Here is a 15,014-nt window from a genome sequence, read left to right as displayed (position 1 = left end):
GCTCAGAAGTTGTAGGCGATGCGCGTGTACCAGAAGCCGCCGTAGGGATCGAACGGCGAGATCGAGCCGAATTTCGCGAAACCATTGACGTCGCCGGCCGGGAAACCGTTGTTGTCGGCGCGCACGTCGAACAGGTTGTTGGCGCCCACGGCGATATCGAAGTTGTCGGTCAGGGCGTAGGCCACTTCCAGGTCGGTCAGCCACTTGGCGCCGTAGGTCACGTCGTAGGTCGGGTTGGCGTCGAGGGCGACGACCTTGTCGTAGCGGGTCAGGCCCGCGTTGACGGTGAAGCGGTCGATCTGCCAGTTGGCGCTGAGGATCACCTTGGTCTTGGGGTTGGCCACGGTGAGGTAGCCCTGGGCGACGCGGTCGAACAGTTCCAGGTTGTTGCCCGCGGCCCTGAGCGACGCCGGGGTTTCCTTGATGTCGTCGATCTCGGTCTTGTTGTAGTTGAGCCCGACCCCGTACTTGACCTTGCCGAACTGGCCGTAATCGACGCGGTAGTCGGCCACCAGATCGATGCCGCGGGTGGTGGTGTCGGCGGCGTTGGTGAAGTACTTGATGCGGTAGCCAGGTTTGAAGCCGTTGGCGATCAGTTGCTGGTCGACGCCGTTGCCGTAGAGGAAGCCGGTGAGGGCGATGCGGTCGCGGATCTCGATCTGGTAGGCGTCGAGGGTCACGCTGGCCTGGGGCAGCGGTTGCCAGGTCAGGCCGAGGCTGAAGTTGCGCGATTTCTCCGGGCTCAGGTCTTCGGCGCCGAGGGCCTTGGCCAGCGGTGAGTCGACCCGCACGGTCTTGGCTTCGACGAACTGCGCGATGCCGTTGACGGTGGTGTACTGGTTGGCGGTCTGGGCGTACACCGACTGCGACAACGACGGTGCGCGGAAGCCGTTGCTGATGGTGCCGCGCAGGGCGAAGGTCGGGGTGAAGTCATAGCGCGCGGAGAACTTGCCGCTGCGGGTGTTGCCGCTGCTGTCGTCGTATTTCTCGAAGCGCGCGGCGACGCCCAGCCAGAGTTTCTCGGTGGGGTTCACGCCGAAGTCGACATAGCTGGCGTAGCTGTTGCGGCTGAGCTGGCCGGCATCTTCGGGGGTGAGGGTGATCGCGCCCTGGGCGCCCACCGAGCCGGGCTGCCCGGCCAGCGGACCGCTGGGGTAGATGTAGCCGCCATTGATGTACGAGAGCGGGTCGTCGGACTCGGTCTTGTAGCGCTCATGCCGGTGTTCCAGGCCCCAGGACACTTGCAGTGGCTTGCTCAGGCCGACGTCGAAGGCGCGGGTCAGGTCGAGGTTGTTGGTCCACTGGTCGAAGTAGTTGGTGTAGGTGTCGAAGCGGGTCGGGCTTGACGGGCCGAGGGAGGCGTTGAGGGTTTCGTCGGCGCCGGCCTGGCCCTTGTCGCGGCCGAAGGTGGAGCTCAGGTCCCAGTGCCAGTCGGCGATCTCGCCCTTGCCGCCGGCGGCGGCCTGGTAGTCGGTTTCCTCCAGGGTGTAGAAGGGCGCGGTGCCGTCCGGGTAGATCTCGGGAATGATGTTGGTGGAGTTGGGCCGGCGGTAATTCTGGCCGCCGCGGGCATCACGCTTGCTGAAGGTCGAGAACGAGTACAGGGTCAGGTCGTCGCTGACCGGCAGTTCGGCGTTGTACGACAGGTTGATCGCCTTGATCTTCGGCAGGCCGTTCTTCTGCACTTCGCGGTCGGCGGTGGCGTTGCGTGGGTCGCCGGCGAAGTACAGGTTGCCGGTGGCTTCGCGGGAGCGGGTCGCGGTCTGCACTGACTTGGCGTCCAGCGCGTAGTTGAAGAAGCCGCCGTCGCTGCCCAGGGCCAGGCCCTGGTTGAGGGCCTGGCGCAGGTTGCCGCCGTCGCCGTTCTCGTAGTACTCGCCATATTGGGTGGTGACCGAGCCGCCGTTGTCCTTCTGCTTGAGGATGATGTTGATCACCCCGGCGATGGCGTCGGAGCCGTACTGCGCCGAGGCGCCGTCGCGCAGCACTTCGACGTGATCGATGGCGCTGATCGGGATCAGGTCCAGGTCCACCGGGTTGGTGCCGTAGGCGGCGGTGGAGTCGAGGTTGATCACCGCGCTGTTGTGGCGGCGCTTGCCGTTGACCAGCACCAGCACGTTGGAACCGTTCAGGCCGCGCAAGCTATAAGGCCGGGCGATGCTGTCGTTGGAGGTGCCGGAGGGGCGCTGCGAGAACGACGGCAGGGTTTTCTGCAGGGCGCCGCGCAGGCTGGACTCGCCGGTCTTTTCCAGTTGCGTGCTGTCGATCACGTCGATCGGTGCCGGGCTGCTGGTGACGGTGCGCACTTCGCTGCCCCGCGAGCCGGTGACGATCACCGTGTCGAGGGCGGTGTCTTTGTCGGCGGCGACCGCCAGCGGGGTGAGCAGGTAGCCGGCGAGCAACGCCGGCGCCATGGACAAATGGGTGAACACAGACTTCATGATTGTTCCTTGGGTTCGATTGGCAGATCAGGCCCTGGATGTGCGATCGAACGGGCTCTCATAGGGGTTTTCACGCATCACGGGCGCGGCCGGGCTCGCGCAAGGTCCGTTGCTTGCGTGGCTGGCGTGCCTGTTGGTCGTCCGGCGCGCGCCGGTGCGTTGTGCTCCGGCAGGTCCCTAGCCGCTGAGCAGAAGGTTGAAGCGCTCGTCCCAGAAACCGCGGACGTCCAGCGCCTGACGAATCAGCCCGCTGTCGTGGAACAGGTCGGCGATGCGCTGCTGGGCGAGGATGTCGGCCTCGCTCACCGGCAGCAGCCGGCTGGGGCGCTGGCGCTGGTTGAACTGTTGCAGGTACAGCTCGCGGGAAATCCCGGTGAGTTTTTCGTTGCGTTCGGCCCAGGCCTGGGGGTTGTGCTCGACCCAGTCCCAGGTGGCTTGTTCCCGGCGCAGGAAATCGCTGATGGCGGCCTGCTTGCCCGGTTGTTGCAAGACCCGCTCGGTGGTGGCGATCAGGTAGTTGCCGCAGTGGTATTGGCTGGCCTGGGCGAGGAGCACGCCGTCCATGCCGGTCTGCGCCTGCAGCGCGCCGATACCGCCGGCGACGATGGCGTCGACATGGCCGTTCTGGAACGCCACCAGCGCATCCCGCGCCGGCATGGGCCGGGCCTGGATATCGGCGAGGGTCAGGTGGTTGTCGCGTAGCAGGTTGAGGATCAGGTAATGGGTGTCGGTGGCGCGGACGAAACTCACGCGCTTGCCCTTCAGGTCGGCAATCGAGGCGATGCCGCTGTCACGCTTGACGATCAGGCTGCTGCGGTTCTGCTCGCCCTGGTAACTGGCGATCAACACCAACGGATTGCCGGCCGCGCTGGCAAACAGCGGCAGCACCGGGCTCATGAAGGCGTAGTCCAGGCTGCCGCTGGCAAAGGCTTCCAGCACCATGCTGCCGCCGGGCACGTCGATCCATTCCAGCGGGTAGGGCGTCGCGGCCTGGCCGGCGTCGGCGAGAAAACTCGCGGCCTGGCCTTTGTAGCGCCAGACCCGCAGCGCTTCGCTGGCATTGGCCAGAACAGGCGCGAGCCCGGCGGCCAGGCCGGCGACGGCACTGTGCTGGAGGAACGCGCGGCGGCTGATGCTGATTGCCATGACGGGCTCCTCAGTCCAGCAGATCAGGTTGCTGCTGGACGATGCGGTCCCACAGCGGCAGGAAATTCAGCCAGCCGAACAGCTCGCGCTGCGCCGGGTTGAAGCTGTCCTCGCTCACTTCGGGAATGCGCGGTTGACCGGCCGAATACGCCAGCAGATGGGCGCGAGCGGTGTCGTCGGCGAGGATGAAACGCCATGCGGCGCTTTCCACGGTCTGGCCGGCGGCCCACAGCCCGTGGTTCCGCCAGACCAGCAGATTGTTGTCGGCGAAGGTCTCGACGAAGGCCTGGGCAACCAGGTCGCGGTCTTGCAGCAAACCGCCTTCGGCATTGCGCAGGGCGTGGCGGTCGAACAGCACCTGCTCACCGATAAAGGCCGAAGACTCGGCGGTGATCGGCTGGAACAACTGCCCCAGCGACGACCAGACCCGGCCATGGAAACCGTGCAAATGGGCGATGCCCACCACCTCCGGGCGCGCCCGTTGCAGCTCGTAGTGCAGTTCCAGGGCGCTGGTGTTGAGCAGGCCGTCGCCTTCCACCACCTGGCCTGCGCCGTTGACCCGCAGCAGATCGCTCGTGCGGATCTGCGAGAAGGGCACACCCAGCGGATTGATCCAGTAATGGTCGGTCTCGATCGGGTCGCGGGCGGTGAAATGCCCGGCCAGGCCCACTTCGAAACCCAGCTCGGCGAACAGCCGGTACGACGCGGCCAGACGCTGCTTGCGGTGCAGGCGTTCGGCGAGCGGGTCGGCATGGACGGGCGGGGCGCTGAGTTGCAGGCGGTGGTTGTGGTTGGGCAGGGTGGTGATGCTGTGGCTCATCGGGCGTACTCGCAGGTGATGGAATCGGGAGCCTCCACCGTGCGAGGGGTCGGGTCTGAGAGGGACTGTAACAAGGGGGCGGGGCGGGGAATAAATACTGTTTTGATCTATTTTTATTATTATTTTTCAGAATAAAAAACTTGATGGATATTTAAGTATTGCATTTTATTGGGGGCGTTTTTTGGGGGTGCTTCGGGCCTCATCGCTGCATGGGTATCTACACATCTTTCGGTCATGTGGAGGCTGGAGGGCGTTTGTCAAAAGACCGAGTGATGGCCACCAGGCGCATGCCGGAAATTTTCTAGCGCTCTCAAGACCGAGCGCCGCCCGCGCGGCGCATCGCGACGGTTCGGCGCCCCGACAAGCTCGCTCCTACATTGGTTGCAACGTGCCATGGTCTGACAGAGAGGTGTTGCCCACCCTTGGCGCCTGGCGATGAATCGCGGGGAGGCTGTTGAAGTTAACCTGATACCGCTTCGTACAAACAAGGCGTTCAACTATGGCCTGACAGGCATAGGTACGTTGCAACCAATGTAGGAGCGAGCTTGTCGGGGCGCCGAACCGCAGCGATGAGGCCCAAAAGCACCCAGCAAGGCCTGAAATCAAGCCACCTCGGCCGCCTTCACACTGTGCCGATTCACCGGCACTTCCAACTCAAGATGATCGCGCAACGTCCGGCCTTGGTACTCGTCCCGGAACAACCCGCGCTCGCGCAGGAGCGGCACCACTTCATCGGTAAACCGGGCAAACGCCGCCGGCGCGCCGACGTGGATGTTGAAGCCGTCCACCGCGCCGTCCTTGAACCAGCGCTCGATTTCGTTCGCCACGGTCTGCGCCGAGCCGGCGAAACCGGTGAACGGCCGGGCAAAGCGCAGCGCCGTCTGGCGCAGGGTCAACCCCTGTTCGCGAGCCACGCGCTTGATCTTCTCGGCATGCCCGCGGTAGCCGTTGCTGCCCAGTTCGCCGAGTTCAGGGAAGGGCGCATCGAGGTCGTACTGGCTGAAATCGTGGTAGTTGAACGGCCGGCCCAGTTGCACCAGCGCTTTCTTCAGGTCCAGCTCGCCGGTGCGCTGTAGCAGCAGCGCCTGGGCTTCTTCGTCGGTGTCGGCAATGATCGGCGAGATGCCGGGGAAGACCAGCACCTGGTTCGGGTCGCGTCCGGCCTCGGCGGCGCGGCGCTTGATGTCGGCGTAGTACTCGCGGGCATCTTCGAAGTTGTCGACGCCGGCGAAAATCCCTTCGGCGATCCGTGCCGCCAGCCCGCGCCCGGACTCGGACACCCCGGCCTGGAAGATCACCGGCTGGCCCTGCTCCGAGCGGGAGATGTTCAACGGCCCGGTGACCGAGAAGAACTCGCCGCGGTGGTCGAGGCGGTGTTGCTTGGCCGGGTCGAGGAAGCGCTTGTTGGCGCGGTCGCGGGGGAAGGCGTCGTCCTCGTAGGAGTCCCACAGGCCCTGGACCACCGCCACATGTTCGTGGGCGCGGCGATAGCGCTCGCCGTGGTCGATATGCTGCTCGCGGCCAAAGTTGCCGGCGGCGCCTTCAAGTCCGGTGGTGACCACGTTCCAGCCGGCGCGGCCATGGCTGATCTGGTCCAGCGAGGCGAACTGGCGGGCGACGTTGAAAGGCTCGGTGTAGGAGGTAGTCAGGGTCGCCACCAGGCCGATCTTGTCGGTGGCGCCGGCCAGCGCCGAGAGCAGGGTCAGCGGCTCCAGGCGGTTGAGGAAGTGCGGCGCCGAGTCCGGCGTGATGTACGGGCTGTCGACGATGAACACGAAGTCGAACTTTGCCGCTTCGGCGGCGCGGGCCTGCTGTTTGTACCAGTCGATGTCGATGCTGGCGGTGCCGGGGATCTGTGGGTCCAGCCATTCCTGCGGGTCGGTGCCGACGCCGGTAAGGATGGCGCCGAGGTGCAACTGCCGTGTGCTCATGGTTCAGGTCCTGTCGGGTTGAGGAAAGAAGGGCTCAGGCCCAGGCGTGCCGTATCAGCAGGCTGTCGGCATCCAGCGCGGCGTCCACCGCGTCGATGATCGGTTGTGCTTCGCTGCGCACCAGCCAGTCCGGGCTGACCTGGGCGAAGTGCACGCGGTGGTCGCGGCCGATCACCACCACGGTGGGTTGCGGCAACTCCCAGGTGCCGGTGCCGGTGAGGGCGCCAATGCCCGGGCCTTTCGCCAGCGACGCCTGGCGCGAGGGCTCGTCGAAGCTGTAGAGAATGCCGAAGCGCTGGCCGAGGGCGTTGTCCTTGTCGCTGGCGACGTGCAGGGTCAAGGCGTGCTTGTCCTTGATTTCCTTCAGGCGCTCCGGCACCTGCGGACTGATCGCCACCAGCGGCACGCCGCGCCGTTTCAGCGCCGGTTGCAGGTTGCGTTCGTAATAAGGGATGGCGATGTTGCACGCCGGGCAACCGGCGAAGCGGAAGAACACCAGCACCGCGGGCCCCTTGCTCACCAGTTGTTCGAGGCTGAGGCTGCCGCCTTCGACCTTGAGCAGGGTGAACGGATCGACGATATCGCCGGCGCTGATGAAACGCTCGGGGTCGGCCTCATCCACCAGGCGTTGGCGCTGGTCGACGTTGACCTTGAGGGCTTCCGGGGTCCAGGTGCGCAGGCGTTCAGCGTGCAGTTCAGCCAGCAAGTGATTGACGGATTCGCTCATGAAAGGCTCCTGTGTTGGTCAGCCGGCAACGGCTTCGCGGCGTGGTTCGAGAAAGGGGTAGTCGATGTAGCCCTGGTCGCCGCCGACATAGAAGCTGGCTTCGTCCGGGGTATTGAGCGGCGCTTCTTGGCGGAAGCGCTCGACCAGGTCGGGGTTGGCGATGAACAACCGGCCAAAGGCGACGAAATCGGCGCGGCCCTGCTCGACGGCCTGGCGCGCGCTGTCGCGGTCGAAGTCGCCGGCGAGGATCAGCGGGCCGGTGAACAGCTCGCGCAGGGTCGGCGCCAGGCGGCGCGCGGGCGGGGTGGCATCCGGCTCGATCAGGTGCAGGTAGGCGATGCCGCGCTGGTGCAGTTCGCGGCCGACATGGCTGTACAGCGCCAGCGGGTCGCTGTCGCGGATGCCGTCGTATTCGACGTTCGGCGAGATGCGCACGCCCACCCGTTCGGCGCCCAGCTCGGCGATGGCGGCATCGACGATTTCCAGGAGGAAGCGCGTGCGGTTTTCCACGCTGCCGCCGTAGCGGTCATCGCGCTGGTTGGCGCCGTCACGCAGGAACTGGTCGATCAGGTAACCGTTGGCGGCATGGATTTCCACGCCGTCGAAACCGGCGCGTCCGGCATTGCGCGCGGCGAGGCGGAAGTCTTCGACGCGCTGGGCGATTTCGTCGGTTTCAAGGGCGCGGGGCACCGGGAAAGGCTGCTGTCCGCTGGGCGTCGCGATTTCACCGAGCGCGGCGATGGCCGACGGCGCCACCGGCAGCAGGTTACCCGGCAGGCGGTGCGGATGCGCCTTGCGCCCGAGGTGGAACAGTTGCTGGAAGATCCGCCCGCCTTCGGCGTGCACGGCGGCGGTCACCGGCTTCCAGGCCTCGACCTGGGCGTCATCGTGGATCGCCGAGCCGCCGGGGCGGCTGACGCTTTCGGCGGACACATGGGTGGCCTCGGAAATGATCAGCCCGGCGCTGGCGCGCTGGCGGTAGTAGGTCGCCACCCGCGGCAGCGGCTGGCGGGTCTGTTGATCGGAGCGGGCCCGGCCCAGCGGGGCCATGACCACGCGGTTGGCCAGGGTCAGGTTGCCCAGCGGTGCGTTGCTGAAAAGACTCATGAATGACTCCTGCTCAGGGGGAAACGGGTTCAGTGGGTGGCCAGTTCACGGGCCAGGACGAAGATGCCCTCCATGCGCCAGTGCTGGTTTTCGTAGCGCGGGTTGGTGGCGAATTCGTCCCAGCCGGAATCCCGGCGGTATTGGCCGACCAGGCCGCTGGCGAGCACCTGCGCCGGATCAAGGCTGACCGGCTGCTCGCAATCGGGGTGCACGTAGAGCGCGTCGCTTTGGCAGTACAGCTCGCACATGAAACAGGTCTGGCAGGCCGACTGATCGGCAATGCGCGGTTTGCCGTCGCTGCCCACGGCGAGGACGTTGCTGGGGCACGCCGTCACGCACTGGCTGCAACCGTTGCAGCGGTCGCTGAAGATCAACTCGATCATGCCGGCACCTCGTTGGCGTGAAGGGTGGCCAGCGCATCGCGGCGCACCCACGGCGTGTCCAGCCCGGCGCTGCGCAGATGGGCATCGAAACTGGCGAGGCGGGTTGGCGCGTCGCTGCGCTGGTGCATGCCGCGGCTTTCCTTGCGCGCCAGGGCGCTCTGGTAGCACCAGCGGGCACTGGCCAGCAGCGCCGCGGTTTCCCGCCAGTGCAACAACGCGGCGGGATCGTCGACGCTGCGCTGATCGCGCAGGCGGTCCCAGTGGTTTTCCAGCACGCCGAGGGAGCGCTGCAACTGCGCGCCGCTGCGGAACAGGTTCTTGTCGTAGGGGTGCAGCTCGTCCTGGATGGCGCGGACGGTCTTGCGGTGATCGTCCCCGGCATTGCCAGATTTCAGGAGTCCGGCCTGTGCCACGCTACGTACCACGGTATCTTTCGCCGGCTGCGCCAAGGCATGCCGTGCCGCGCCGGCACCGGCCCATTGGCCGCTGGACAAGGCCCAGGACGAATTCACCGCGCCGCCGCCGGAGATCGCCCCGGTCACCGCTTCGCGACTGGCCGCGTCGCCCGCGGTGAACAGGCCGCGCACGCCGGTCTGGCAGTCCTCATCGACAATTCGCAGGCCGCCGACACCGCGGATGGTGCCTTCGCCGTGCAGCGTTACCTGGAATTTGTCGCGGTACGGATCGATGCCCTGGCGATCGAACGGCAGCATCAGGTTCGGCTGCACATACGGCAGGCGCGCGCGGATGTCTTCGGGAATACGGTCCAGCCGGCAGAGCACCGGGCCTTGCAACAGCGCGCGGGCGAGGGCGTCGTTGAAGCCCGGGCCTTGGGTAATTTCCAGCTCACGACCGGCCGCGTCGAAATAGCGGCCGAAGCTGTAGACCATCGAGCGGGTCATGGTGCTGCCGGCCGGGGCGATGCAGTAGTAGTTGGAAAACTCCATCCCCGACAGCTCGGCGCCGGCCTCGACGCCCATCAGGTAACCGTCGCCGGTGTTGGTGTGGCTGCCCAGCAGCCGCGAAAGAAAACCGCAGCCGCCGGTGGCCAACACCACCGCCGGCGCGCTGACCTGCCACTCGCGCTTGGCCTGGCGCTGCCAGCCACGCGCGCCGGCCAGTTCGCCGGCATCATTCTTCAACAGCTCCAGCGCCGGACTCTGGTCCAGCACGGTGACGCCGTGCTCCAGCGTCAGTTGGCGCATGGCCCGCATATATTCCGGGCCGCGCAAGGCGCGGTACTGCTTGTTGCCGCGCTCGTCGCGAGGAAAGCCGTAAAGGCGGTCCAGTTGCGGCAGCGATTGCCAGGTGGTGTCGAGAATCCGCACCATCCAGCGCGGATCGCCCAGCGCTTCGGCACTGAGGGTACGTTTCTCGATCGCCGCTTCGCGTTGTTCTGGCGGCACCCACCAATGGCCGGGGCCGGCGGTGGCGGTCACACCGCTGGTGCCGCAGTAACCCTTGTCGGCAAGAACCACCTTCGCGCCCTTGCGCGCCGCGGCAACCGCCGCCCAGGTGCCGGCCAGGCCGCCGCCGATCACCAGCACATCGGCGCGCAGGTGGAGCGGGGCGGGGGCGTTGTGAAACAGGGGAATCATGGATGCGCAGGCTCCTGCAGAGGTCGTTGGGGGACGGCCTCCGCCAGGAGTGGGGTCGGGTCTGGTAGAACGATATGCCTGCGTTCGACGCGAGGGAAAGGCTTTTTGGTTCTAAGCTAATTATGTGAGTTTGGTATTTATTGACTACTTAAAATTACATTTGGTTATTTTGTGCCGGCCATCGCCAGAGGCCGTCCAGCAGCGGGAATGACTGCTGTCTTTTTGCTATCATCGCTCTACAACGAGAGCCTGCGGATATGAAGGCTGCTGACACAAGGATCGAAGGTAATGGCGTTATTCGTACAAAAGCCGGTTTTCTGGAACACCAACAACTACGTGGCCCCCTCTGGCGCCTTTGCCACCAGCGGCTATCCCAAGGAAAACGGCTACGGCCACGAAGAGTGGAACAACTCCCCGCGCTTGTTGCTGCGGCGTGGCGCTGAGCGCTTCCGCGTCTTCCACACCGAAGGTTTTGGTACTGCGCCGCTGATCGACAACGCCGGCCAGACCTTCGTCTTCATGACCGCCGCGCACAACGGCATCCTGCAACTGGTCGGCATCGCCGGCAACGCCGTCGGCCTGTTCGATGAGCGCCTCCAGGCCCAGCGCGAAGAAATCGTCCAGAAGCTGGCCCTGAACGACCTCTGGGAAGAAGCCTGGTCCGTCACCAAAGTACGCAGGATTCACGAGGATGACCGCCACCACTTCCTCAAGAACTGGAAACAGCACCTGCACTGGATCCCCAACTGGGTCTGCCCGGACGATTACTTCTGGTGGTTCGATGAGCCCGTGACCCTCGACCCGAGCGTCGTCGGTGGCAAGCAGAAGAGCTACACCGAGCTGGACCTGGCGCTGGTTGGCCGGATCATGGATGCGATCCCGCAGGAGCAACGCGGCGACAAATGGGTCCGCCTGATGGACGCCATTCAATGTGCGCCAACTGAACCCGTGGCGGCTTCGGAGCGGGATGAGTTGCTGGAGGGCACCGAGCACGTTACCGAGGTCATGGCCCAGATCCAGGCCCGACGCGGACGCGGGAAATTCCGCCAGGACTTGCTTGAAGTGTGGGGCGGCGCCTGTGCGGTGACGGGGCTGGCCTGTACCGAAGTGTTGCGCGCTTCACATATCAAACCCTGGGCGGAATCGACGGCGAAGGAACGGCTGGATAGCAGCAATGGCCTGCTGTTGGCGGCGAATCTGGATGCGCTGTTCTATCGCGGGTTGATCAGTTTCGATTCACGCGGGCAGATGTTCGTTTCGAAGCGCCTGGGCGAGGCGAGTTGCGCGGCGTTGGGGCTGCCGCGCGGGTTGCGGTTTGTGCCGGACGGGGTGGGGGACTACCTGGATTATCATCGGGAGCAGGTGTTCCAGCACTGACGTTGGTTGCGTGGGCTGGGTGCATCATCCAGCCCGTTTCGCAACGCATTGGCTGTCACTGGTAACGCCCTGAAACATAACGGTCATCGCCACCTGCCAGCATCTCGGCGCCCGCCGCCAAAAGGTTGATGACCCAGGTGATTTCCGCCCCACCCCGCAAGCAGTTCCTGATCCGCTCGACGGACCTCAGTGCCGACGAGTTCGGCGCGCTCTTCACCCGGATGTTCGGCAGCCTTTATGCCCATCTGCCGCGTCTCGACCGCAAGGTAGTCATCGCCGGGGTCTATGGTCGCTACGAGGGCGTCAGCTTTCGGCGGATGAGCTACCTCGGCGATTTCACGACGCAATTGCCCGATATGGACGACGAGATCACCTTTGTTTTTCCTACGGCGGGGCGGATCGTTTTCGAGCTGGGCGACGATCAGGTGGGTACTCCGCGCTATGGCCTGGCGGTGGAGAAGGCCGAGGTGCGCTCGGTGAGTTTTGTCGATGGCCATCAGCAGTACGGCATTTCCGTGCGGCGCGAGTTGTTCGCCCGGCGGCTGGCGACGCTGCTCGGCAGGCCGGTGATGGACAAGGTGCGCTTCCAGCCGGTGGTGGACCTGACTGCCGACAGCTTCCAGGGCATCCGCGCGATTATCTCGATGGCCACCGGCAGTGCGTTCGACGGGCTGATCAATTCCAGCGCGCTGATGCCGCTGCGTCTGCAGGAGATGCTGGTGGACGCGGTGCTGGAGGCCTGGCCGCACAACCACAGTGACGCGTTGCGCGCACCGGCCCCGCAGATTGCGCCGCGTCATGTGAAGCTGGCCGTCGAGTACATCCGTGAGCATCCGGATGCGCTGGTGAGCGGCACCGAGCTGGCGGCACTGAGCAACGTCAGTCTGCGGGCGTTGCAAGACGGGTTCCGGCGTTTCGTGGGCAATTCGATCGTCGGCTATCAGCGACAGGTGCGTCTGGAACGGGCGCATGCGGCGCTGCGCGGGGATTGCGCCCAGTCCATCAGCGAACTGTCGCTGAGCCTTGGATTCAGCAACGTGGGACGCTTCTGTCATTACTTCCAGAATGCTTACGGCGTGAGTCCGGCAGAACTCAGGCGGGGCCGCTAGCTCGCCCGGTCGTAAGGCCGGGCGAGCTTTCGGTCAGAACTGATAGCTGGCCTTGAGGTTGCCACTGACACCGTGGCTTTCACCGCCAGCAATGGCACCGACTTCGGCGCCGATGCTCAGGGCATCGAGGCTGGCGGTCAGGCTGAAGGCGCCGTTGAACTGATCGCGGTTGTCGAAGGCCGCGCGTTGCTGGATATCCAGCCCGAGCAGGCGCCCATCGCTTTGAACCTGGTGATTGCCGAGAGCGTGGTCGTAACCCACCTCGATGCCCGGCACCAGTTGCCAGCCGCCACTCAGGCCGACCGGGGCGAACGTGGCTTTCACGCCCGCGGTGGCGCTGCGCCGGGTGGCCTGGAGGCCATCGACGTCCAGCGCCAGTTCGCTGCCTTTTTCCTCGAAGCCGGAGAGGTCGAGGTGGCTGACACGCAGGCCCAGGCTCGGCTCCAGGGTCATGCCGCTCAATGGAATGCGATAGCCCAGCGCAAGGCTGGCGCCGCTCAATGTCCCGTGGGTATCGCCCTTGGCGCTGCCGAGCCCGGTGCCCAGTTCCCGTTTGCCGTTGTAGTCGAGCCAGCCGGCGTTGATCCCGGCGTCGATGAACAGGCCCTGTTCCAGGCTGCCCGGTGCATAGCGGGCGCCGGCTTTGAGGAAGGTCAGGTCGGTGTCGACATCACCGCTGCTGCTGCCGACGCTGCCACGGCTGTAGCCGAAACCGGCATGGCCGCTGAGCTGTTCGGAGAAGCGTTGGGTCAGGCCAAACAGCGCGCCCTGGGTGTGTTCGTTGCTGCTGGCCGCCTGGGCCGAGCCGTCGGTGCCGAGATAGCCGGCGAGGGCGGTCGTCCACAGGCGGGTCTGGCCGATCTTGAGGTCCAGGCCGCTGGTGTAGCTGGCGGCGGCCCGGTCGATCAGCGCGCCCTGGCGCAGCAGGTAGCTGGCGGCGTCGGCATGCACCTGGCCGCCGACGGTGGACTCGACACCGCCGAGGCTGCCGGCATCGATGGCCGATTGCAGGTAGTAGTTGTAGGCGCTGTAGGTGCCGGACAGTTCGCTGTTCTGCAGTTGCTGCAACAGCAGGGCGCCGGCGGCGGCGTTGCCGGCGAGAGCGGTCATGCCGGGCAGGCTGTTGTAAAAGACCATCTTGCCGCGCAGCACATAGATGGTTTCTTGCGACAGGCCCAGGCCTTCCTTGAGGTAGTTGTCCATGCTGCCGTATTGCGCGGTGACCTCGTTCAGGCCGGCTTGCAGGTAGCTGGCCTGCACGCCCAGCAGCGGCGCGTAGACGGCTGCCATGCTCGACGGCATGGCGGCGAGGGTCGCGGCGACGCGGGCGGCGGTGTAGTCGTTGGTGGCCAGGTAGTCGGACATGATCGTGCCGCTGTCGACTCCGGCGATGCTCAACAGCACGGCCGCAGTCCAGCCGGTGCGGTCCTTGCCCGCGGTGCAGTGGAACAGCGCCGCGCCGTCAGCGCTGGCCAGCTCGTTGAACAACACCGAGAACTGCCCGCGCATGCCGGCATCGCTGACGAAGGCACGGTTGGTTTCCTCCATCATCGCCACCGCCTGGGCGGCGCTGGTGAAGGCGATATTGGTGACATTGGCGCCGGAGGTGGTGCTGCCGATGATGTCGATATTCTGGTACTCGGCACCGGTGGGCAGGGTATCCGGCGTGGCGGCGATCTCGCTCGGGGTGCGCAGGTCGTAGACGTTGCTCAGGCCCAGGCTGTTGAGGGTCGCCAGGTCCGAGGCGGTCGGCGTCAGCGCATTGGACCGGTAGAACTGCCCGGCGCGCATCACCCCGTCATTGCTGGTGGTGTAGGCGCTGGTGGTGCCGGCGACGTCGCGGAAATTGTCGATACCCTTCAGTCGTGGCGTATCGAGCGGTTCGCCGGCCTGGACCTGGGCGGCGGCGATGGACAGGCTGAGCAGGGACAGCGAACACAGGATGCGATGGAACACGGTGTAGCCTCTGGAAAACCTTGGGGAGGGCTACTATCAGCGGCGAACGGGGCGTGAATGTGACAGAAAAGGGGGGTGGAGAAATGCTTGCGCGATTGGTCCGTGGCGTGCGTTTTTGGTCTGTGATCCGCAACGGGCTCGGACAAATCACCGCTGTTTTGTAGGGAAATAATGATGCCTCGGCGGAACTAGATCGATTTCGCTCAGTCTGTAGTGGCGTATTAATCTCAATCATTCAAGGAGGCAACCGGGTTTCGATTCAGTAGCGATTCATCTTGTTTTATCAGGCGACCGCGGCGTTGCTGTGTGCCTGTCCGCTAACCTTTCCGTTGCGAGGATTTTCATGAAGTTCAAGGACGTATTCCGCTGTGCCCCCGCCGCTTGCCTTGCCTCTGTTTCGAGCCTTTGTCCCAGGTTCT

Annotated in this window: 11 protein-coding genes; 2 read left to right on the top strand and 9 right to left on the bottom strand. The window is 65.2% G+C overall.

Translation table 11 applies throughout. The annotated features are described in order from the left end of the window. Positions 1-2 precede the first annotated feature (2 nt). The 8 genes from CKW37_RS01415 to CKW37_RS01380 all read right to left on the bottom strand — a co-directional run bounded on the left by CKW37_RS01415 (position 3) and on the right by CKW37_RS01380 (position 10,153). Positions 3-2,441, bottom strand: a complete 2,439-nt coding sequence (locus CKW37_RS01415) for a TonB-dependent siderophore receptor (protein ID WP_095153647.1) — start codon at positions 2,439-2,441, stop codon at positions 3-5. A 177-nt stretch (positions 2,442-2,618) separates the two neighbouring features. Then, positions 2,619-3,587, bottom strand: coding sequence for an ABC transporter substrate-binding protein (locus tag CKW37_RS01410; RefSeq protein WP_095153646.1), 969 nt, complete (start codon positions 3,585-3,587; stop codon positions 2,619-2,621). Positions 3,588-3,597: 10 nt separating this feature from the next. Further along, complete coding sequence (locus CKW37_RS01405) at positions 3,598-4,407, bottom strand: class II aldolase/adducin family protein (RefSeq protein WP_095153645.1); 810 nt, start codon at positions 4,405-4,407, stop codon at positions 3,598-3,600. Between the two features lie 602 nt (positions 4,408-5,009). Continuing rightward, entirely contained in the window at positions 5,010-6,338 is a 1,329-nt protein-coding gene (locus tag CKW37_RS01400; protein WP_095153644.1) for an LLM class flavin-dependent oxidoreductase, read from the bottom strand. 34 nt (positions 6,339-6,372) lie between these two features. Next, positions 6,373-7,065: a peroxiredoxin-like family protein gene (locus CKW37_RS01395; RefSeq protein WP_095153643.1), complete on the bottom strand. Its 693-nt coding sequence runs from the start codon at positions 7,063-7,065 to the stop codon at positions 6,373-6,375. Between the two features lie 18 nt (positions 7,066-7,083). After that, on the bottom strand, positions 7,084-8,172 hold the full coding sequence (locus CKW37_RS01390; protein WP_095153642.1) for an alkene reductase: 1,089 nt from the start codon (positions 8,170-8,172) through the stop codon (positions 7,084-7,086). Between the two features lie 29 nt (positions 8,173-8,201). Next, positions 8,202-8,555, bottom strand: a complete 354-nt coding sequence (locus CKW37_RS01385; protein ID WP_095153641.1) for a ferredoxin family protein — start codon at positions 8,553-8,555, stop codon at positions 8,202-8,204. Next, the gene (locus CKW37_RS01380; protein ID WP_095153640.1) at positions 8,552-10,153 is read right to left on the bottom strand and encodes an FAD-dependent oxidoreductase; all 1,602 of its coding nucleotides are present in this window, start codon (positions 10,151-10,153) and stop codon (positions 8,552-8,554) included. Before CKW37_RS01380 ends, CKW37_RS01385 begins: the two co-directional genes overlap by 4 nt. A gap of 288 nt (positions 10,154-10,441) precedes the next feature. Here CKW37_RS01380 and CKW37_RS01375 point away from each other — a divergent pair, with 288 nt between their 5' ends. Both CKW37_RS01375 and CKW37_RS01370 read left to right on the top strand, forming a co-directional pair. Next, the gene (locus tag CKW37_RS01375) at positions 10,442-11,530 is read left to right on the top strand and encodes an HNH endonuclease (RefSeq protein ID WP_095153639.1); all 1,089 of its coding nucleotides are present in this window, start codon (positions 10,442-10,444) and stop codon (positions 11,528-11,530) included. Positions 11,531-11,658: 128 nt separating this feature from the next. Further along, positions 11,659-12,639, top strand: coding sequence for an AraC family transcriptional regulator (locus CKW37_RS01370; protein ID WP_095153638.1), 981 nt, complete (start codon positions 11,659-11,661; stop codon positions 12,637-12,639). A gap of 33 nt (positions 12,640-12,672) precedes the next feature. Here the strand turns inward: CKW37_RS01370 and CKW37_RS01365 are convergent, their stop codons facing one another. Then, on the bottom strand, positions 12,673-14,595 hold the full coding sequence (locus tag CKW37_RS01365; protein ID WP_095153637.1) for a tyrosine-protein phosphatase: 1,923 nt from the start codon (positions 14,593-14,595) through the stop codon (positions 12,673-12,675). Positions 14,596-15,014 lie beyond the last annotated feature (419 nt).

This window comes from Pseudomonas sp. Irchel 3E13, assembly GCF_900187455.1.
GTDB lineage: Bacteria > Pseudomonadota > Gammaproteobacteria > Pseudomonadales > Pseudomonadaceae > Aquipseudomonas.
The sequence above is the reverse complement of the archived record's forward strand: the minus strand, read 5'-3'. Positions and strand labels throughout refer to the sequence as shown.

What these genes read in the sequence shown, in the direction of transcription:
- CKW37_RS01415 (WP_095153647.1), bottom strand. Translation starts at nt 2,441, where the DNA reads ATGAAGTCTGTGTTCACCCATTTGTCCATGGCGCCGGCGTTGCTCGCC.
- CKW37_RS01410 (WP_095153646.1), bottom strand. Translation starts at nt 3,587, where the DNA reads ATGGCAATCAGCATCAGCCGCCGCGCGTTCCTCCAGCACAGTGCCGTC.
- CKW37_RS01405 (WP_095153645.1), bottom strand. Translation starts at nt 4,407, where the DNA reads ATGAGCCACAGCATCACCACCCTGCCCAACCACAACCACCGCCTGCAA.
- CKW37_RS01400 (WP_095153644.1), bottom strand. Translation starts at nt 6,338, where the DNA reads ATGAGCACACGGCAGTTGCACCTCGGCGCCATCCTTACCGGCGTCGGC.
- CKW37_RS01395 (WP_095153643.1), bottom strand. Translation starts at nt 7,065, where the DNA reads ATGAGCGAATCCGTCAATCACTTGCTGGCTGAACTGCACGCTGAACGC.
- CKW37_RS01390 (WP_095153642.1), bottom strand. Translation starts at nt 8,172, where the DNA reads ATGAGTCTTTTCAGCAACGCACCGCTGGGCAACCTGACCCTGGCCAAC.
- CKW37_RS01385 (WP_095153641.1), bottom strand. Translation starts at nt 8,555, where the DNA reads ATGATCGAGTTGATCTTCAGCGACCGCTGCAACGGTTGCAGCCAGTGC.
- CKW37_RS01380 (WP_095153640.1), bottom strand. Translation starts at nt 10,153, where the DNA reads ATGATTCCCCTGTTTCACAACGCCCCCGCCCCGCTCCACCTGCGCGCC.
- CKW37_RS01375 (WP_095153639.1), top strand. Translation starts at nt 10,442, where the DNA reads ATGGCGTTATTCGTACAAAAGCCGGTTTTCTGGAACACCAACAACTAC.
- CKW37_RS01370 (WP_095153638.1), top strand. Translation starts at nt 11,659, where the DNA reads ATGACCCAGGTGATTTCCGCCCCACCCCGCAAGCAGTTCCTGATCCGC.